The sequence below is a fragment of the Ruminococcus albus AD2013 genome, assembly GCF_000526775.1.
Classification (GTDB): Bacteria; Bacillota; Clostridia; order Oscillospirales; family Ruminococcaceae; genus Hominimerdicola; species Hominimerdicola alba_A.
This window is the reverse complement of record NZ_JAGS01000001.1, coordinates 2,706,714-2,726,342: the sequence shown is the minus strand read 5'-3', so window position 1 is coordinate 2,726,342 and position 19,629 is coordinate 2,706,714. Positions and strand designations below refer to the sequence as shown.

Annotated in this window: 12 protein-coding genes; 6 read left to right on the top strand and 6 right to left on the bottom strand. The window is 46.3% G+C overall.

Annotation, left to right across the window (positions count from 1 at the left end; translation table 11 throughout):
* The first annotated feature begins 19 nt into the window (after positions 1 to 19).
* The 4 genes from N773_RS0112075 to acpP are packed head-to-tail and all read left to right on the top strand — an operon-like array spanning position 20 to position 3,399.
* Complete coding sequence (locus tag N773_RS0112075) at positions 20 to 1,390, top strand: acetyl-CoA carboxylase biotin carboxylase subunit (protein WP_024858030.1); 1,371 nt, start codon at positions 20 to 22, stop codon at positions 1,388 to 1,390.
* Positions 1,390 to 2,283 (top strand): acetyl-CoA carboxylase, carboxyltransferase subunit beta, encoded by an 894-nt coding sequence (gene accD / locus N773_RS0112070; protein WP_024858029.1) that lies wholly within the window; start codon positions 1,390 to 1,392, stop codon positions 2,281 to 2,283. The genes N773_RS0112075 and accD overlap by 1 nt, the downstream gene beginning before the upstream one ends.
* Positions 2,276 to 3,148: an acetyl-CoA carboxylase carboxyltransferase subunit alpha gene (locus N773_RS0112065; protein WP_024858028.1), complete on the top strand. Its 873-nt coding sequence runs from the start codon at positions 2,276 to 2,278 to the stop codon at positions 3,146 to 3,148. The genes accD and N773_RS0112065 overlap by 8 nt, the downstream gene beginning before the upstream one ends.
* A gap of 17 nt (positions 3,149 to 3,165) precedes the next feature.
* On the top strand, positions 3,166 to 3,399 hold the full coding sequence (acpP, locus tag N773_RS0112060; protein WP_013499722.1) for an acyl carrier protein: 234 nt from the start codon (positions 3,166 to 3,168) through the stop codon (positions 3,397 to 3,399).
* A gap of 100 nt (positions 3,400 to 3,499) precedes the next feature.
* On the opposite strand, the gene N773_RS0112055 is transcribed toward acpP, so the two are convergent.
* The 3 genes from N773_RS0112055 to N773_RS0112045 are packed head-to-tail and all read right to left on the bottom strand — an operon-like array spanning position 3,500 to position 7,912.
* Entirely contained in the window at positions 3,500 to 5,242 is a 1,743-nt protein-coding gene (locus tag N773_RS0112055; protein ID WP_024858027.1) for a glycosyl hydrolase, read from the bottom strand.
* A 30-nt stretch (positions 5,243 to 5,272) separates the two neighbouring features.
* Positions 5,273 to 5,617, bottom strand: coding sequence for a hypothetical protein (locus tag N773_RS0112050; RefSeq protein WP_024858026.1), 345 nt, complete (start codon positions 5,615 to 5,617; stop codon positions 5,273 to 5,275).
* Positions 5,618 to 5,641: 24 nt separating this feature from the next.
* Positions 5,642 to 7,912 (bottom strand): glycoside hydrolase family 95 protein, encoded by a 2,271-nt coding sequence (locus N773_RS0112045; protein WP_024858025.1) that lies wholly within the window; start codon positions 7,910 to 7,912, stop codon positions 5,642 to 5,644.
* A 496-nt stretch (positions 7,913 to 8,408) separates the two neighbouring features.
* Between N773_RS0112045 and N773_RS0112040 the strand changes: the two genes are divergently transcribed.
* Positions 8,409 to 9,326 (top strand): cell wall hydrolase, encoded by a 918-nt coding sequence (locus N773_RS0112040; protein WP_024858024.1) that lies wholly within the window; start codon positions 8,409 to 8,411, stop codon positions 9,324 to 9,326.
* A gap of 122 nt (positions 9,327 to 9,448) precedes the next feature.
* Here N773_RS0112040 and N773_RS21305 read toward each other — a convergent pair whose 3' ends face one another.
* Positions 9,449 to 10,864 (bottom strand): sensor domain-containing diguanylate cyclase, encoded by a 1,416-nt coding sequence (locus tag N773_RS21305; RefSeq protein ID WP_024858023.1) that lies wholly within the window; start codon positions 10,862 to 10,864, stop codon positions 9,449 to 9,451.
* Positions 10,865 to 11,172: 308 nt separating this feature from the next.
* On the opposite strand from N773_RS21305, the gene N773_RS0112030 reads away from it, so the two are divergent.
* Positions 11,173 to 12,813: a glycoside hydrolase family 9 protein gene (locus N773_RS0112030; protein WP_051454284.1), complete on the top strand. Its 1,641-nt coding sequence runs from the start codon at positions 11,173 to 11,175 to the stop codon at positions 12,811 to 12,813.
* An 80-nt stretch (positions 12,814 to 12,893) separates the two neighbouring features.
* Here N773_RS0112030 and N773_RS0112025 read toward each other — a convergent pair whose 3' ends face one another.
* Together N773_RS0112025 and N773_RS0112020 are read right to left on the bottom strand one after the other, a co-directional pair.
* Entirely contained in the window at positions 12,894 to 18,686 is a 5,793-nt protein-coding gene (locus N773_RS0112025) for a hypothetical protein (RefSeq protein WP_024858021.1), read from the bottom strand.
* 38 nt (positions 18,687 to 18,724) lie between these two features.
* Complete coding sequence (locus tag N773_RS0112020) at positions 18,725 to 19,555, bottom strand: hypothetical protein (RefSeq protein WP_024858020.1); 831 nt, start codon at positions 19,553 to 19,555, stop codon at positions 18,725 to 18,727.
* Between the last annotated feature and the right edge of the window lie 74 nt (positions 19,556 to 19,629).

Here is a 19,629-nt window from a genome sequence, read left to right as displayed (position 1 = left end):
TCTTTGAAGGAGCATAGATATGTTTAAAAAGATCCTTATTGCCAACCGCGGCGAGATAGCGGTGCGCGTAATACGTGCTGCCCGTGAGCTTGGCATAAAGACTGTGGCAGTATATTCTACTGCTGATAAGAACGCTCTCCACGCTATGCTGGCGGACGAAGCCGTGTGCATAGGCGGTGCCCAGAGCAAGGACAGCTACCTGAATGTACGCGCGATAATCTCCGCCTGTGAGATAACAGGGGCTGAGGCTATACACCCCGGCTTCGGATTTCTGTCGGAGAACCCCGCATTTGCCAGAATGTGCGAGAAGTGCGGTATAGTATTCATAGGTCCCCGTGCCACATCCATAGAGATGCTGGGCGACAAAGCGCAGGCTAAGGAGACCATGAAGGAAAACGGCGTGCCCGTAATAATGGGCAGTGACGGCGCGATATCCAATATACACGCGGCTAAGACCCTTTCCCGCGACCTGGGATATCCTGTGATGGTCAAGGCTTCGGCGGGCGGCGGCGGACGCGGCATAAGGATAGTACACTGTGAGGAAGAACTTGAATCTCAGATGAAAGCCGCAAGACAGGAAGCACTGGCTTGCTTCGGCAATGACGAGGTATACATAGAGAAGTTCATCGAGAACCCCAAGCATATCGAGATACAGATACTTGCTGACGATTACGGCGATGTTATCTATCTCGGCGAGAGAGACTGCTCGATGCAGAGAAGAAACCAGAAGGTGCTTGAAGAAGCGCCATCGCCTGCGCCGTTCATGACTCAGGAACTCCGTGAGAAGATGGGCAAGGCGGCTGTTACCGCGGCAAAAGTATGCGGTTACAGAAATGCGGGTACTATCGAATTTCTGGTGGATAAGAACGGCAATTTCTATTTTATGGAAATGAATACCCGTATACAGGTTGAGCATCCTATAACCGAGGCTGTAACAGGTATCGACCTTGTTAAGCAGCAGCTGCTGATAGCTTCGGGAGAAAGGCTTTCCATAAAGCAGGAGGACGTAAAGCTTACAGGTCACGCTATCGAGTGCCGTATAAATGCCGAAGACCCCACCAAGGACTTCAGACCTTCCCCCGGAAAGATAAATTCCATGTTCATACCCGGCGGATTTGGTGTGAGAGTGGATACGGCAGCATACGTTGGCTACGAGATACCGCCTTATTACGATTCCATGATAGGCAAGCTGATAGTTCACGGCAAGGACAGGGAAGAGGCTATCGCCAAGATGAACTGGGCTCTGGCAGAGTTTATCGTTGACGGTGTTGCCACCAACGTGGATTTCCAGCTGAAACTTATACGCCGCCCAGAATTTATCGCGGGCGATTACGACAACGGTTTTCTTAACCGCACGGACATCTTAGCCGATGAAAGAGGTGAAGGCTGATGCAGTTTGAGGATTTTTTCTCAGTTGTGAGGGAACGTCTCGGAAGCGATAAGAATGATGACGGTTCTTCCAGAAAAAAGACGGATATCCCCACGGGGCTGCTTTTCAAATGTCCCAGATGCAGGAACGTGACCTTCATCGAAGAATTCAATCAGAACGGCAAGGTATGTCCCAACTGTAATTATCACTCGCGCCTGACCGCCAAGGAAAGGCTGAAGATAACCGTTGATGACGGAAGCTTCCGCGAGTTCGACAGAAAGATGATATCCAAGAACCCCATAAACTTCCCTGGCTATGACAACAAGCAGAAGGAGCTCCGTGAAAAGACAGGGCTTACCGATGCTGTGCTGACAGGCAGGGCTAAGATACGCGGTGAGGATATCGTTATAATAGTTATGGATTCAAACTACATGATGGCTTCCATGGGCAGTGTTGTCGGTGAAAGGATAACACGCGCCATTGAGTACGCCACAGCCCACAAACTTCCCGTTATCGCCTTTACGGCTTCGGGCGGAGCCAGAATGCAGGAGGGAATAGTATCCCTTATGCAGATGGCTAAGACTTCGGGTGCTGTTGCAAGGCACAACGAGGCAGGCGGACTTTACATATCGGTAATGACCGACCCCACCACAGGCGGCGTTACAGCAAGCTTTGCTTCGCTGGGCGATATCATAATCGCCGAGCCCAAGGTGCTTATCGGCTTTGCGGGCAGACGTGTCATCGAGGGTACTATCAAGCAGAAGCTCCCCGATGATTTCCAGTCGGCTGAATTCATGCTTGAAAACGGCTTTGTTGATATGATAGTCGAGCGCAATAAGATGAGAAGAGTTCTTGCTCACCTTATCAAGCTCCATAAAAGTCCCGAGGTAAAGGAGGTCGCTGAAAATGAGTGAACAGCTTTCGGCAAGCCGCAGGCTTGATATAATCAGGCACAAGGGCAGACCTACCGCTCTGGACTATATACCGATGATATTCGATGAGTTCTTTGAGATGCACGGCGACAGGCTGTGCGGCGATGACAGAGCTATAATCGGCGGTGTGGCTTCTTTTGAGGGTACTCCTGTAACGGTCATAGCAGAGGTCAAGGGACGCGACCTTGAAGAAAATCAGGAGTGCAACTTCGGTATGCCCCATCCCGAGGGATACCGCAAGGCTTTAAGGCTGGCACGTCAGGCTGAAAAATTTCACAGACCTGTTATATGCCTTGTTGATACCCCCGGTGCTTACCCCGGTGTTGAGGCTGAAAAGAGAGGTCAGGGCGAAGCCATAGCCCGCAACATAATGGAGTTCATGACGCTGAAGACCCCTGTGATATCAATAATACTGGGTGAAGGCGGTTCGGGCGGCGCACTGGCGCTGGCTGTATGCGATGAACTGGCTATGCTTGAAAACGCTCTGTACTCGGTAATATCTCCAAAGGGCTTTGCAAGTATCCTCTGGAAAGACGCTTCCCGCGAACGTGAAGCCTGCGATATCATGAAGATCACCGCGGAAGATCTTGTAAAATTAAAGGTGTGCGATCACATCATTCCCGAGGCTGACGGAGGGGCGCATAATGACCCTACTCAGACCGCGGAAAACATTTCAGCGTTTATTTCAGAAAGTCTGCAAAATTTACAAAGAAAATTTCAAAAAGGGCTTGACGAAATGATAAATAGTCGCTATAATAAGTTTAGGGTTGTCGGAGACTTTGAAGAGTTTCCGCATTCTGATACGAAGCAGGATGAAAGTCTTGCTGAGAATTCCAGTAATGTATAGAATGGAGGGAAATGAACATGGTATTTGACAAGATTCGTGAGATCATTGTTGAGCAGCTCGACGTTGACGAGGATAAGGTAACTACAGACGCTTCTATCACTGAAGATCTGGGTGCTGACTCTCTGGACGTTGTTGATCTGGTCATGAATATTGAAGAGAGCTTTGATCTTGAGATCCCCGATGAGGAAGTTGAGAACATCAAGACTGTTGGTGATATCGTTAAGTTCATCGAGGCTAAGACCGAGGAATAATTTTCCGAGATTTATAAAAGTCCGCATATGCGGGCTTTTTTATTTTGTACGCAATATAAAGAACAAAGGCACTCCCGCGCAGGAGTGCCTTTTGCTTATATCAATCCTCGGTATCTTTTTTTGCCTTAGCTTTCTTGGATTTATCCTTTGTGGCTTTTTCTTCCTCTTTCTTTATCTCCGTTGCCATAGTCATCAGGTCGGGGAGTTTATCACGGGTGATGGTGAGGTCGTTGTTATACATGGTTATAAGGTCTTTCTCGGTGTTGAATTCTTCCGACAGACCGCCTTCTTCGTTTACTATACAGCTTCCGCCCCACTGCCCGATATACGCCCACATAGCGTGTTCATCGGCTAGATTTTGTATAAGCGGCATACGGTCGCATTCGCTCATAGCTATTGGCTTGCCGCCTGCAACACTTTGCAGATAAAGCAGTGCATTCACCTGACCGCTCTTATCGCTGCCGTATACGTCCGCAGAGAGGACATCACAGTAATCTCCGCCAACATACCAGTTGATATTCTGTGCTGACCAAACCCATACCAGGTTATGCAGACCGTGGTAGCCTGTCATGCGGGCATACATCGTCTGCCAGAGCCAAATGTAGGAATCTGCATCTTTGCCCCACCAGTACAGGCCGTTGGAGGCTTCCTGCAAAGGACGCCACAGTACGGGAACACCATCGTCGCGGAGTTTTATCAGCTGTTCGGATACCTTATCTATATCGGTGATTATTTTGAGACATTCATCGGATATAGTACCGTCCTCAGCCATTTGTGCCAGGGTATCGGGGTCAAGGAGAGCTATCGCTTCATCGGTCACTGCCTTAGTTATATTGAATTTTGCGTTCTCGGCATATACGCTCTCATTGTCATCGGGGTTGTTTGGTGAAGTCCAGTTCCACATATATCCCACAATACCGCCGTCCTTGTACCATTTGAGGGCTTCCGCTATCTCGGCGGCGGACTGGTCGGCGTGCTTGGTGCTTGTTACATACATCATGTCACCCAGCCGTACAGCGGGGTATTTGCCTGTAACTTTATGTATCAATTCACTTTCGTAATTCGTGCCTGCTGTATCATTCTGGGCGAGAAGCACTCTTGTGCCGTAGTTATTGCATATAAGCCTGTACAATGCCTTTGCGTTGTACTCGGCTTCTTTATCGGAGAGCACTGCGCCTGTGGCATTAAGGCTCAGCTTGTTTATCTCGTCGTTGGCAGTCACCTTCACCTGGTCGATATCTACTATACCTGTATCGGGTATGAATGACACCTTGTGCTTGCCCTTTTTCAGCTTGACATTCTTGAAGGAGATATTTTCGAATCTGCCTTCGTTGTCCTCGTTTATTACGGTGAACTCGCTGTATTTGCTGCCGTCAAGGCTGAATCCGCCGCTTGCTGCTTCGTCCGAACCTACTGTCAGTACTATATTATAGAACTGGTCTGTAGGGACTTCAAATTCAAGTTCCCAGTCGCTTTCCTGAGATATGCCCGAAACATAGCCGCTGCCCTCATAGCCATTGCGCTTGGAGGCTTCTGCGGCAGTGCCGTTAAGCTTGCCTTTCTCAGCCTGATAAGTCTTTTCGTGTTTTTTGTACTTCAGTTCAGCCGCCTTTATCTTGACTTCCTTGAAGCTTTTGACCTCGTCTTCGGTCTTTTCTTCTTCGGGTACGGGGGTGACTGCTTCTTCCTTGGTAGTCTCCTCGTCGGTGGTATCCTCGTCTGCTGTCAGCAGGTCAAGTTCGGCGGTGACATCTTTGTTATTGTGTATCTCATTACCGCACGCCGCCAGACAGCCTGACATAAGTACTGCCGCGATAACGGCTGATAAAAATCTCATCTTCATTTTACTGTTTACTTTCCTCTCTTGCTACATTCAGATATCGGGCAGCCAGCCGCTGTCCTCATCCCAGGTAAGGTCCATATCATCAATATTTACGTGCCATTGGCAGCCTTGAAGATATCTTGTCAGCTCTGTCAGACATTCGAGCCAGTAACATAGTATATCATATACGATGTCGCTGCCTGCGGGCAGGGCTGTTGAGCCTTGCAGCACGGTTTCTTCGGAGTCAAAAGGCTCACTGTACAGGCAGAAGTCTTCGTACTTTTCTTCAAATGGGTACTTTGCGCAGTATCTGTCAACTATCGCACTGACCTCTGCCTTTTCTTCATCGTTCAGCTTATGCTTTCTTTCGGCTTCGTAATATATCGACACCGACATCGTAGTTCACCTCTTTATATAATTTTATCCGAACATTATCTCGAAACTTCTGCCCGCTTTGGTGCTTACCACGATGCAGTCGCCGCAGTATTCGTGGTCTGCGCTGACTGACGTTGGTTTGCAGTCCTTGGGTAGAACAATGGTGCATTTGCCGTCCTGTATCGGGGTCACGGTGCATCGGGTGGGTCGAGAGTTCTGCCATACACAGTCCACCGTGTATCCGCCTCTTGCATGAAGTCCCCTGAAACTGCCGCTTTTCCAGTCGGGGCTGAGTGCGGGGAGAAGCTGTATCTCACCGTTATGGCTTTGCAGCAATGACTCCGCAATACCTGCAGCCGCACCGAAATTTCCGTCTATCTGGAAAGGCGGGTGCATATCGAACAGATTGTCCGAAGTCGAATTCGACAGCAGAGCCGCGATATTCTCCTTGACCTTTTCACCGTCGTGCAGTCTTGCCCAGTGGTTTATTATCCACGCCCTCGACCAGCCTGTGTGTCCGCCGCCATTTGCAAGCCTTCGCTCGATAGTTGCTCTTGCCGCCTTTGCGAGTTCAGGAGTATGCCTTACGGATATCATATCCGCAGGGTACAGCGCGTAAAGCTGGCTGATGTGCCTGTGCCCCGGCTCGGCTTCATCGTAGTCCACTGCCCATTCCTTTATCTGACCGTACTTGCCTATCTCGGGCTTGGGCAGTTTATCCCGCATGGTGCGGAGTTTTTCTCCGAAAGCTTTATCTGTATCAAGTATTTCTCCCGCTTCGATAACTGCGGTGAAAAGCTGATAGATTATCTGGCTGTCCATGGAAGGTCCTATACATACAGAACCTTTCGCGCCGCTTTCGGTGATATAGGTATTCTCGGGTGATACCGATGGGGCGGTGACAAGTCTGCCGCTGCCGTCATCTATAAGGAAATCCACGAAGAACTTTGCGGCTTCTTTCATGGTATCGTATTTCTGTGCAAGGAATTCCTTATCCTGCGTAAAGAGCCAGTGTTCCCATATATGAGTGCACAGCCACGCCGCGCCTGTGACCCACTGTGTGCCCGGTATCCATATATCCTGCGGAGCGGTATCGCCCCAGATATCCGTGTTGTGGTGGCAGACAAATCCGCCGCAGCCGTACATCTCACGGGCGGTATCCCTGCCATGCGGCCGCATACGCTCGATATGGTCAAACAGCGGCGTATGCAGTTCCCCGAGACCGCAGGTCTCCGCACACCAGTAATTCATCTCGGTGTTGATATTCACCGTGAATTTTGAACCCCATGCAGGCCACATATCCTTGTTCCATATCCCTTGCAGATTCAGGGGTAGAGTGCCCTCACGGCTGCCCGATATCATCAGGTATCTGCCAAAGTCGAAATACAGCGATACAAGTCCGTTATCAACTCCGCCCGCCTTTACTGCCGCAAGCCGTTCATCGGTGGGCAGGGTGTTATCGGCAGTATCTTCAAAGGTTATGGAAGCTCTGTCAAAAAAGCTTCGGTAATCCTCGGTGTGTTCTTTCAGAAGTTCATCGAATGTCTTTTCAGCAGCGGTGAGAACATCAAGCTCAGCCGCTTTTTTGTAGTCGGTCACACGGAAGCTTGTCTGTGCGCCGAGTATTATTGTCACGCGGTCGCAGCACTCGGTGACGATGCTGCTGCCCCATCTGAGGACTGTGCCGCCTTCGCCGATAACGCGGATATAGGCGGCAAAACATATTCCATCTTCGGAGCCGCTTCCGCCGTAATAGAGGATATCGGTGTCGTTTATGGGAGTGTTGTCATCAAAATAGTCATCTCGCCCGCCGATGCCGACCTTTACGGATACAGAAGCAGGCTTATCGGCTTCGATGCATATAGCCATGACCTGTGCAGGCTCGGAGCATATGACGCGCCTTGTGAAGTTTGTACCGTTGATAGTATAGCGTGTTTCACAGACGGCATTTTCAAGGTCGAGGGAACGGCTTATGTACTCGCAGGTGCCCTCTTTATAATGGTATATGGTGAGGTCACCAAGTGGCATATAGTGGCGCTGACTTTCGGGAGTGCCGCAGAAAGCTTCGGTGACTATCTTTTCGGCTTCGGCTATCTTTTCCTCGCGTAGAAGCTGTCTGACCTTTTCGAGATTCGGAAGAGCGGAAGCGTTATTGCGCCTGCGGTATCCGCCCGACCATATGGAGTCCTCGTTGAGCTGTATGATCTCGCAAACAGGCTTGCCGAAGCACATACCCCCTATCCTGCCATTGCCCACAGGCAGAGCAACATTCCAGTCATCTGCGGGAGTTTTGAACCATATCTTTTTGTTGACCATAAGCTCACCGCCGTTCCTTTGAAAAGACATATATATAATATTATATCATATTCTCCCATAAATGTAAAGTCCTGTTTTGCGCGGGTCGAACAAGTTAGCGTCTGAGTATGCCAAAGAAAAAAGAGCGCGGTGTAGCAAAAATGTAATCGGTTACAACTTGTATTATATGACAAAAACGGTGTCAAAAGACTGATTTTTTTAGCTGTAAAAGTGGGTAAAAAATCGGCTCGAAACGGGTCGAAAATACTGATTTTTCGGGGATTTTCTCTTTTGAGCAATGATTAAAATATATAATTAAGTTCAAAATATGGTCAAAAAATCGGCTTTTTTATTGTGTATGATAAACAAAAAATGAGGTTAATCATGCGTTTGAAGTGTTTACAAAATGGAAAACCAATGTAACCTTATTGTAATCTTTGGTGAAATGTGTTATTATAGTCATCGTGAACAAAAGAGAGAGATTAATAACCACAGATAAATGAGAAAGGATTATAATATGACTAAACTTAAGATCGCAGCCGTTATAGTATGCATGGTAGCTACAGGAGCTTTTGCAGGATTTACATATCAGGCAGCAAACAATAGCGGCAGCGCAGATGAAAATGTAACTGTCAAGACATACTCGGAACTGACCACAGATGACGAGGATACCACTGATGATGAAACTACCTCAGATGAAACTGTTACTGATGAGGAAACTACATCTGAAGAAGCAGCTGAGGACAAGATCACTGTTGTGACAACAGCAGTTACTACTAAGAAGGCTGAAAAGAAGACCGAAACTACTAAGGCTTCCAAGAAGACTGCCAAGACATCTGCAGAAGAGAAGAAGGTCGAGAAGAAGGCAGCATCTGCACCCGCAGTTACTACCGTTCCTGTTGTTGAGGAAATTCCCGAGACAGTAAGTGAGGAATATTACGAAGAGCCTGTTTATGAGGAAGTTCCGGTATACGATGAGCCCGAGTATGTTGAGAGCGAGCCTGTTTATGAGGAACAGCCTGAGGAAACTTCTTCCGAAGAGCCTGCACCCGCTGAGGAAACTCAGGCAGAGGAACAGCAGGACAACGGCAGAAAGATACAGGTAACAGATGAAGAATACATCTGGCTGTGCAACGTTGTAGGTCATGAGTACGGTGCTAACTGGATAAGCGAGTACGAAAAGGCTAAGGTCGTTGAAGTCGTAATGAACAGAGTTTACGATTCCAGATTCCCCAACACCATATGGGGCGTACTTACTCAGCCCAACCAGTTCTCAGGTCTTGAATGGACACTTTATCTGGGTACTTATTCCTATCAGGTAACACCCAGCGTTAAGGCAGCTGTTGATATGTACCTTGAACATCCCGAGGATTTCAACCACGGTTATCTCGGTTTCTGGGGCGATGGCAGCATGAACCACTTCTATTCCATATAAGGTATAAATTTCCTGTTCTATATAAATCAAGAGAGACTGCTTCGGCGGTCTCTTTTTTATGCATAATAAAAGGCGCTTCTGTTATTGAAGCAACAGAAGTGCCTTGCTTTTTCTTATGAATATCAGCGGTAACTGCCATGCTGTTCTTTGAATCGCTTTTTATCCTCGTACATTGCCTGATCGGCGCGTTTGAACACAAGCTCGAAAGTGTTGTCATCGGAAGCGAGATCAGCCATACCCACGGCGGCTGAGTAACGAAGCCATGGGTCAAGGTCTTCGTTTGAATAAGATTCGTTCAGGTCGTTTCTAAGACGCTCTAAAAGGCTTTGCTTGTTTTCAAAATCGGGACCCTGCAGTATCGCCACGAATTCATCGCCGCCAATGCGGAAAACAGGGGAGTGCTTGAAAGTCTCGCATAGCAGATGACAGCAGCCTTTTATGTATTGGTCGCCCGCTTTGTGACCGTGAACATCGTTTATTTTTTTGAGGTCGTTTATATCCATCATTACGATAGCAAAATCACACTTGCCGTCGGGTATAGCCGCATTGATCTCCTTTACCCTCTTGGAGTAGGCAGTCTTGTTGCCGACACCTGTGAGTATATCTCTGTAAGCTTCTTCGCTTATCTGACCTATCTGGGCTTCTTTTGACCTGATGTCGTTTTCTGCCTGGTTCAGGTTACGCATATAATTCAGGTTGTTTTTCATGAATTCTATAAACAGCTTGTATATTACTTCGATCTCGTCACCTGTATTGATACCCAGTTCTTCCATGATACGTATATTATCCTGGTGATCGGATTCTTTTTCGTATGAGAATTTATCGGTGGCGTTTTTTATGCGGTCTATGGGACCTGTGATGTTACGTTTCATATACATGATATCCAGCGCTGTAATAATTATCATGACAGCGATAAGGGCTAATAGCAGACCCAGCACAAATCGCAGATCCTGCTTGTGAAGATCTTCCATTGAGAAATCCACGCATACATGGCAGGCGTACTCGCCTTTGCTGTTGAATACGGGACGCATATATGTGAGCATATATCCGTCTTCGGTATCGCCTGTCATGGCAGGCACCTCTTTGCCGGAACAGAGATCGTCCATATATTCCAGAACAGCAGGATCCGGATCATACAGCGTACCGGGCGGGTCGGCGTCAAGGTTGTAATCGCTGTCCAGATCGAATATGACTTCACCGCCTTCGGGGATAAAGTGGTATATGTACATATACATTACATCGGGGTAGTTCTTTTTCAGCATAATGAGTTCTTCGCGTATATCATTGTACTCTTCGAGTTCAAAATTTTTTTCAAGGTACAGCGGCATCTTATCTGCGTCGAATGTATTTGTCATAAGCTGTGTGGCACTTTTACCCATGGCAGTATATTCTTCGACAGTTCGTTTTTCAAACCTGAGATAGACCATGACAATGACCGTTATGATTATCAGAAGAAAGCTTGTGATGATCAGCAGCGGTAATCGTATGGAAACTGAAAGCCTTGTTTTAACAGATGATGTGTTTTCGGTATTATTCATAGCATATCACCTTCTGACATTTTATTTCAACATTACATAGGCAAATGCTTAATCGGGCATATCATATGCCTGCAATTAGTTACATTTAAGATATTATATCATATAATCTCAAAAAAATCAATATATTTCATATATAATTTTGTGAGATAAATATTTTAAATAGTACAAATGCGAAATAACTGTCAGACAAAAGGGGCGTTATGAAAAAAATATAGATTTGTTCTACTTTTTGAAAGTATATTAGATTGACATTTTCAAATAAGATGATATAATGGTAAAAAGTAACTTTTCCCGAAAGGAGAGATACTATGGATAAGAAATATTTTGACAGCTCAGCTGCTGAGATAAAATATACGCCTTTCGGTATATTTGTGGATCAGGCGGGGTATACTCCCGACCGCAGAAAGATAGCGGTCATGCCTTTTGATGCTGAGGATTTCACGGTATGTGATGATAAGGGTGATACTGTCTTTGAGGGCAAGACCGTTTATTTCGGCTATGATGAGGATTCGGGAGATACAGTTCGTACTGCTGATTTTTCCGAACTTAAAACAGAGGGAATATACCGTGTTCACGCAGGCGGCAGGACTTCTGCGCTTTTCAGGATAGGCAGCGATGCTTATGACAAGCTGTTGTATGATATCTCGAAAGCATACTACTATCTGCGGTGCGGTTGCGCCCTTGAACCCGAATATGCGGGCGTATATCACCACAAGCCATGCCATTGTTCGGCAGCTACACTGTATGAAGACAGCAGTGTCACGCTTGATGTTTCGGGCGGCTGGCATGATGCGGGAGATTACGGCAGATACGTTACAGCGGGGGCAGTAGCGGCGGCGCATCTGCTTTATGCTTACAAGCTTTTTCCGAATGTCTTTGACGGGCTGAAACTGGATATCCCCGATGGAGGTATGCCTGATATCCTCACCGAGATACGTTATGAGCTTGAATGGCTGCTGAAAATGCAGCGTGAGGACGGCGGGGTGTACCATAAGGTCACGACCATGCATCACGCGCCCTTTATCATGCCTGAAGAGGATAACGCTCCGATTGTGGTGTTCCCTGTGTCATCGATGGCTGTGGCTGACTTTGTAGCTGTCACTGCCCTTGCAAGCGGGATATATAAAAAGTTCGACAATAACTTCGCGGAGACTCTGTGCAAAGCGGCGAAAAAATCTGCCGACTGGCTGGAAGAACACCCTGAGTTTATAGGCTTTAAAAATCCCGAGGGCTGCAATACGGGCGGATACTATGAGCGTGACGATAACTCGAACAGGTATTGGGCTTATTCCGAGATGTACGCGCTGACGGGGGATACATTATATAAAGACAAGATGCTGGCGCAGATGGAGAAGGATTTCCCGCTGACAGAATTCGGCTACGGAGAGGTTGGCGGACTCGGTTCGCTGGCTTACCTGCTGGCAGAGCGGGGAAGTTACGATGAAACCGCGGATAAGTTGAAAAAGACTTTTGCCGATCAGGCGGAAGTACTTAAAAAGCTTTCGGCAAAAAGCGGATACGGTCTGGCGCTTGAACGAAGCGGTTATCACTGGGGAAGCAATATGACTGTCATGAAAAACGGCATGATTTTCGCTGTGAACTGTCTGCTGAACGGAGATAAATCAGCAAAGGAATATGCGGCTAACCAGCTTGATTACCTGATGGGCAAAAATGCTCTGGGTATAAGCTATGTATCCGGCACGGGAGAATTCCGTGTGAACGAACTGCATCTTCGTCCTGCATTTGCTGACGGCATAGATGAATGTATGCCCGGCATGGTATCGGGCGGCCCTAACAAGGGGCTGAATGATCCCTTTGCACAGGCAGTGATACCGTCGGATACTCCGCCTATGAAATGTTTTGCAGATCTCGCCGCAAGCTACTCTATGAACGAGATCACGATATACTGGAACTCGCCTGCGGTGTTTGTGCTGGCGTTTCTGAAGTAAGATAATAAATAATTAAGCCGTGCAGGTCGTGATGACTTGCACGGCTTAATAAATTTTTGCTTATATCTGCTCTGAAATGCTTATGGAGATCGTGCAGATATGGTCACGGTATCTCCTTCCACAAGATCGTGGCGGTTCTGGAATTTCAGATAAGACTTATCAGAGTCAAAGGCTGTTACAGTTGCTGTGAGCGCCGCAGAGGCTGCTGATGCTGTAACATTGTATGCAGTGATGATTATCTCATCTTCGATAGTATATGCGGGTGATGCAGTATTCAGTACAGTATTTTCGGCCTCGGGATAATAGTAGTATTCAAGTATCGTATCCGATGCTGTATCTGCAAAATATCTGCTGCATATCTGTGCAGTTGATGCGTTGAGATGTTCTGTATCGGTGCCGCGATAGTATGTCACGTTATTTCCATCTGTGATACGCTGTACCATCAATGTTCCCGCATAATCCTTAATAGTTACGGTTTCAACAAGTCTGGTTTCAGATGTACTTGTGTCACTAAGTGCGGGGTCTGAGGTAACGGTCTGATCCTCGCTTACGATCTCGATATTACCTGTTTGAGTAATGGGTATGATATACGCTTTATACTCATCATCGCTGAACCTTACTCCTGCGGGCAGAAGATAGGTCGTGGTGATGATCTCCATTTTCTCCCGCGTAAGGATCGAATCGCCCTGATGTGTGGAGATATCCAGATAAAGCAGATAAGCGCCATTTTTGCCCGCTACTGAACCCAGTGCGTATTCACCTGCGTTTACAGGTATCTCGAAATAGTATACTCTGTCTGCTATAATATTGCTGGGATCGGTCAGCCAGGCTGTATCGAACACCTTTGTGCCGCTCGACGGTGCATTTTCGCCGTTATAACGATAGATATACGTGCCGTCTGTATTCTTGTAGATCTCCTTGATCTCTTTGATCTCAGTGATCTCATTCTGTTCATTGCGGAATATCTGATGCAGTGAGAAGAAACACTGTACATTTGATCCGCTGAAATACGAACCTGCAAAGAAATTGATGTATCCCTGTGAGCGCAGTGTGAAGTCGATACAATCCTCGGGAACGGTATAATTGGTATAGGTCTGACCATTTATGGTCGCCGAGGGAAGTGTAACGAGATGATTTTTGCTTATCTCGGCGTTCATGAAATGAAGACCATATATTTTTCCGTTTCCTGCGTCAAGAGTTTCCTGTAACTGGGATTTTGCTGTCTGGTACTTGTAGAATCTGTCGATACCGTACTGCGTCAGTATCTGCTGTCCGTTGGCGCCGATCGTAAGTATCTTTCGGTTATCGAGGGAGCCGCTCGTCAGAGAATTACTGATATACGGGTCACTGTTATATCTTGATACACGTATATCGCCGGGCGGATCATTGCCCGGATAATTCGCACCGCTGACAACATAGCCTGTGTTGGCATCGGATACACCTGTTTCGTCCGAATTCAGAGTAAGAGGAAAATAAGTGGGATATGAGTTCAGTGCGACAGATGTTGTTTCGGTGAGGTTCTCCTCGTATGTCAGGGTAGTTTCGGTTCTGCTGACAGCTGTGGGAACAGTGTTTGTAAACTTAGCGTTGCCCTCAGGGGCTTTTACGCTGCCGCCCGTGCCGATATCCAGATAAAGCAGATAAGCACCTGTACCGACGTTAACAGAGCCCAGCGCATATTCGCCTGCATCTGTGGGTATCTCGAAGTAGTAAACAACGTTATTGGTCAGTGACTGTTTTTTTATCCATGCGGTATTGAAGATGCTTTCATACCCGTCGGGGAGTTCCGAAAGGCTGTTGTATACATGGTGCTCTTTTATATTGCCGCTTTTGTAGTAAGACCAGCTCTCATAGTCAGTATCGGAGAATTTGTAGATATACGGATCGCGTCTTTTGCCTGTGCCGTATATTTCCAGTATCTCCTTGATCGATGAGATATCGTTGTTTTCGTCACGCTCTATTCTGTGAAGTGAGAAGAAGCTGTTGTTGTTTGTATAGTAAGTACCTGCCAGAAAATTGATATAGCCCTTATCCTTCAGACGGAAATCGATGCTGTCCTTTGGCATCTGATAATTTTCATATACGTTCTCATTGATCGTTACCGAAGGCGCTGTCACCAGATTATTTATACTGATGCTTGCATTCATGAAGTGCAGACCATACACATTGTTCACACCGTTGATAGTATTATTGAATTCTTCGCTGGTAGCCTCATACTTGACGAGCTTATCCAAACCGTAATTTGAAAGTGTCTGCTTTTTACCATCCATAAAGGTGTAAACTTTGGTCGGATCAAGAGCATTTTTATTGTTTGTCAGAGAAGCTTCGATATCTCTTTTTTTGTCTGGGTCTTGGGTGGTTGAATCGACTTTGGGATATTCTGAAACACGGATATCACCAAATCCATTAGTATAGCCGCTGATTACATAACCTGTGTTCAGCGGATTTACAGAAAATCTGTCCGCACCTGTCTTGCTGCTGTCCACATCTATCTGCAGCGGAAAATACGTCTGACCCACAGGCTCCGAACCCATCGTCACTGTGAATGGACGGTATGTGGTGTCAGTACGCTGAACTGACATTCCGTATGCGGTATCCCCGGGATTTCGAGTAGTATTCTGTACGTTTGCTGTAGTCACGTTAGATGTTATTGTTTGCTTTGTAAGCTGTGCATTACCCGAGTTCTGATTAAGTGTCCATCCATTTGAATAGTTAAGATAATATTTCTTGTTACTACTACTGCCCCAAGCACCCTGCTCATTTTGAATAACATAAAGATTGCTATCATCACGAATCCAGATTGTTTCAGAATCAATAAATCTATAAGTATATGAATAACCAGACCAGCTAAATGATGATTGCTGCTGAACACCTAAAGAGTAGTTCCCACTAGAAATTGTAAAACCGTCTCCACTATCAGTAAGTGTCCAATGTGTAGCAGAATTAATATTTGTAACGTTACTAATTGAATTATTTGATAGAGATATGAAATTGTTGTTATATTTAATAATGTAATCATACGCATCTTTCCATACGAATTCACCATTCTCAAAATCCAGCATTTTATTATTATCGTCATCAATGATCCTGCCGTCTTCAACGCGATAGGAGTATGTTGTGTTATCTTCGTAAAAAACGATTGTGTTTCCATTCACAATAAAGTCAGTAGCTTCATCCGAATTACCGACTGTACTGAGTGTATCACCTGAAATGTTTAAATACCATTGCCCATTTTCATCAGAGACGTAGATAACATTTGCATTCTCCCGTTTCAGCATCCACTGGCTGCCGAATGCCAGATAGTAAGTATTATCGTCCGATGTACAGTATAACCTGTTGTTGACATCATCGTATGTCCATATGGTAGATGCTGTATTTGTTGCAGTCAGTATTCCTTCCGAAGCATTTAAATACCGCCGTTCAACCGAGGTCGTGCCTTCCACATCAACATATATATGACCGCTTTCGTCAATGACCCACTTGGTTGCAGCTGCTTCATTTGAAGACTCTAAACCATTCTGATTCTCGTTCAGCTTCAGATAATTATTGCCGATTTTTATATAGTTAGCGGTTCTTTCCTCATCAAGCAGGTGAACATATTTGATAGCAGTGCTGTTCTGCATATCCGTCATATACATAAATCTGTTTGCTTTACCGTCGGTATACGTGAATTCACCAAATCCTTCCTTAATATAATGTTTGCGGTTAAATGTACCATCATCACTGACGATTGTTGGCAGTGTGCTGTTTACATGATCTCGTTCAGTTATCTGCCCCGTTTTGTCATCGATCTCGATCGTCTTGGAAGCAACGTAATTAGTAGTAGCTAGGTTGTTTTGTAGGATATACAACAGATTTGTATACATCTCCTTCATCGGTATGGACACGCCCCATTCGTTGCCTATGCCCGAGCCCGATGCTGTTTCCTGGAAGTCGGTCAGCAGCCAGTTGTCTTCCTCTTCATCGTAGTAAAGAGCATAGCCGTTACCCTCTTCGTCACCCTCGATAAGTGTATAGATCTTCGCTGGCTGGTCGTCTTCCTCCAGACTTTCATGTACAGCTTCCTTGAATAACCAAAGCGTAGGAGAAGCCGCATTAGCGGTGAGTTCAAGCTCACCCTCGTGCTGTGTCAGATAGTATGTGGTGCTGCCGATATTGCAGGAGATGGTAAACCGCTCTTTGTCGTCAACGGTATCGATGACAGTTTTGTTCCACATTATCGGATCGGAAGAAGTGTTCTGTATGGTATTGTTCTGTACCGTCATGAAATGAGGAGCGCCTTCTTCCGGCTCGTCCGTGATAGATACCTGCTGCATAAGCTTCCAGGTGCCGTCATAATTAAGATAATAGCCGTTGCTGCTGATGGCTGTTTCGGTAACTGTCCATTCGGTAACAGAAGCGGGTATCTCAGAATTTGCATTTACCGCCTGATAACCCAGCGTATTTCCGTTATTTATCAGGAAGTAATATATATAGGTATTACCGTTCTGCAATGCGGTATATATCCTCCCGCTGCTGTCTATGATCCAGCCTGTTGCTTCAGAAGCTGTGGTGGTATTGGAGAAGGCAGTCCCGTTGAACTTCAGATAATTGCTGTCCTGATGGATACGGTAGGCACGTTCGATATAACGATTGGTCGTATTGACAGTGCGGTTGGTCTGCTGTCGTGACTTACCGTATAGATACATATAATCGTGTGTTTTGGTACGCTCTATGAATGAGTAGGATGAATAGTCATTGCTGAAATTTAACACTTTGTTGTTGCTGCCGACGGTCGGGATATCGGCCGCCAGCTGAAGTATCTCCTCTGTGCGCACTTCGCTTGCGCCTGTCCTGTCGATAGTCACCAGTACCGAAGACGGATATCTTGCGGTATAGCTGTTGTTGTTTTCCAGCGGAGTATATATGCCGAGCAGGCGGTCATACATCGATTTCATGTCAATGGAATTTCCCCATGCACTGCCCTGTCCGATCTCGCCGTAGGTGGAAAGATCACTGATCTCCACAGTGGGGTTGTATACTTTGACATCCTCGCGTTTCAGCAGGTCTCGGTAGGCTTCGGTGCAGTATCCTGCAAGTGCATAATCCGAGAGCGTGGTGCGGGTGTCATTCCCAAAAGACATAGCTGTTATCCCTGAAGTATTGTTGATAGTTGATGTGCCGGTCACCGTGACATTCTCCATCACTCCGTTTACATATCCTGCAGCCAGGCCTGCAAGAGCCTGATTGCCGGCAGGAGAGATATTATCGATAGTGATATCCTCCAGGATCACATCATAGACTGACTTTTCGGGAGGGGAGTACCCCGTAGTTGAGGTATACCCGCCGACTACGCCGAACATTCCCAGTATCGGCGCATTGGTCGTGGCTGTATCGGGGATGCTGTTCGTCGGCATATCCGTAAGTGCATCTTCATTGTTAGAAACAGTCAGATTGCTGATTGTCCTTCCGTTGCCGTTAAAGCTGCTGACAAAAGGATATGTAGTTGTGCCGATAGGCGGGAGCGTCATGCCGCTCATGTCGATCTCCATATTTTCATCGGTATCCTGACCGTTCATACAGCCAAGTTCAAAGTAAAAAGTATCCAGTGTTCCATCGTTGTCAAGATCCTGATTGAATACGCCCATATCCTGCAGCCACGCAAGATAGTATAGCTGAAGCGGGCGTGCGATGACATATGGATAGCTGGCAGTTCCGCTTCCTCTTTCAAAATAAGTTCTTCTGACACTTCCTGTGATGGTAAGATCACGGTCGTTTTTATTTAAAAACCAGGCATAGACTTTTGGAACGATAAATTGTGCTGTTATTGCCGCAGAAACTATCAGACAGAGGACACGCAATACAAAGCTGAAATTTTTTCTGTTTTCCTTCATATTGCACACCTCCCTGTTGTTAAGGTTTACGGTTTCTGTCAGGGCTGGCGGGAGATCACGATCTTTCTGATATCATTCAGCATCGTGACATCTGAGCCATATTCGACATCCACCTGTTCTTCATGGCCTGAGCCGCCGTTGTTCTGAAGCAGATTATGCAGCGACTTGTCAATATAATCATTGATGAGTGATTCATCATAATCCGTGTATAAGTATATATATAATTTTCCGTCTGACCAGTTTTCCGAGGTATAGGGAACAGTGAAAGAGATCGAATCGACCTTTTCTTCATTGATGACAAAGGTTTGTTTTACGGTGTTCTGAGCTGTGGCAGCACTGTGAACAGCAGTTAGTATATCATTTGGCCTTGTTGGAAAAGTCAAAGTCGTCAGGGTCACAAAGGCGTAATACGTTACGCTGGATATATAATCTGAGCCGATCATATCCGATGCCTGTGATGGATCACGTTCAATGTCAAAATACAGTGTACCGCTTTCGGGAAGGTCTGATGATGTCAGTTCAAGACGTTCAACGGCATAGGTATAGTTGTTATTGCCTGTGAACAGTGAATCATACTGCATCAGTTCAAACGAATCATCGATCGTTCCCTCCTCTCCCACATAAATTCCTCCGTCGGAACGGGTATAGTGATAGGAAGTTGTAACACAGTTGATTGACGGGTCCTTTGCAATTATGGTCATACCGCTGGAGTCAGTTTCTTTGTTGGAAGTGAACCATGAAAGGGCTACAAAGACGAACATGATCAGTGCAAAGCTGGCAGCAGCAGACGCTTTGAGCAGTCTGGACTTCCTCTTTTTCAAGGATTCATTCGCTGCATATTCCTGAGCTTTCATCTCTGTTTTGCACATATCATCTCACCCTTTCTGTAAAACATTAATAATCTCTATATTAATTATCATGATACCATGAAACGCGCTAAAAA

What these genes read in the sequence shown, in the direction of transcription:
- N773_RS0112075 (WP_024858030.1), top strand. Translation starts at nt 20, where the DNA reads ATGTTTAAAAAGATCCTTATTGCCAACCGCGGCGAGATAGCGGTGCGC.
- accD (WP_024858029.1), top strand. Translation starts at nt 1,390, where the DNA reads ATGCAGTTTGAGGATTTTTTCTCAGTTGTGAGGGAACGTCTCGGAAGC.
- N773_RS0112065 (WP_024858028.1), top strand. Translation starts at nt 2,276, where the DNA reads ATGAGTGAACAGCTTTCGGCAAGCCGCAGGCTTGATATAATCAGGCAC.
- acpP (WP_013499722.1), top strand. Translation starts at nt 3,166, where the DNA reads ATGGTATTTGACAAGATTCGTGAGATCATTGTTGAGCAGCTCGACGTT.
- N773_RS0112055 (WP_024858027.1), bottom strand. Translation starts at nt 5,242, where the DNA reads ATGAAGATGAGATTTTTATCAGCCGTTATCGCGGCAGTACTTATGTCA.
- N773_RS0112050 (WP_024858026.1), bottom strand. Translation starts at nt 5,617, where the DNA reads ATGTCGGTGTCGATATATTACGAAGCCGAAAGAAAGCATAAGCTGAAC.
- N773_RS0112045 (WP_024858025.1), bottom strand. Translation starts at nt 7,912, where the DNA reads ATGGTCAACAAAAAGATATGGTTCAAAACTCCCGCAGATGACTGGAAT.
- N773_RS0112040 (WP_024858024.1), top strand. Translation starts at nt 8,409, where the DNA reads ATGACTAAACTTAAGATCGCAGCCGTTATAGTATGCATGGTAGCTACA.
- N773_RS21305 (WP_024858023.1), bottom strand. Translation starts at nt 10,864, where the DNA reads ATGAATAATACCGAAAACACATCATCTGTTAAAACAAGGCTTTCAGTT.
- N773_RS0112030 (WP_051454284.1), top strand. Translation starts at nt 11,173, where the DNA reads ATGGATAAGAAATATTTTGACAGCTCAGCTGCTGAGATAAAATATACG.
- N773_RS0112025 (WP_024858021.1), bottom strand. Translation starts at nt 18,686, where the DNA reads ATGAAGGAAAACAGAAAAAATTTCAGCTTTGTATTGCGTGTCCTCTGT.
- N773_RS0112020 (WP_024858020.1), bottom strand. Translation starts at nt 19,555, where the DNA reads ATGTGCAAAACAGAGATGAAAGCTCAGGAATATGCAGCGAATGAATCC.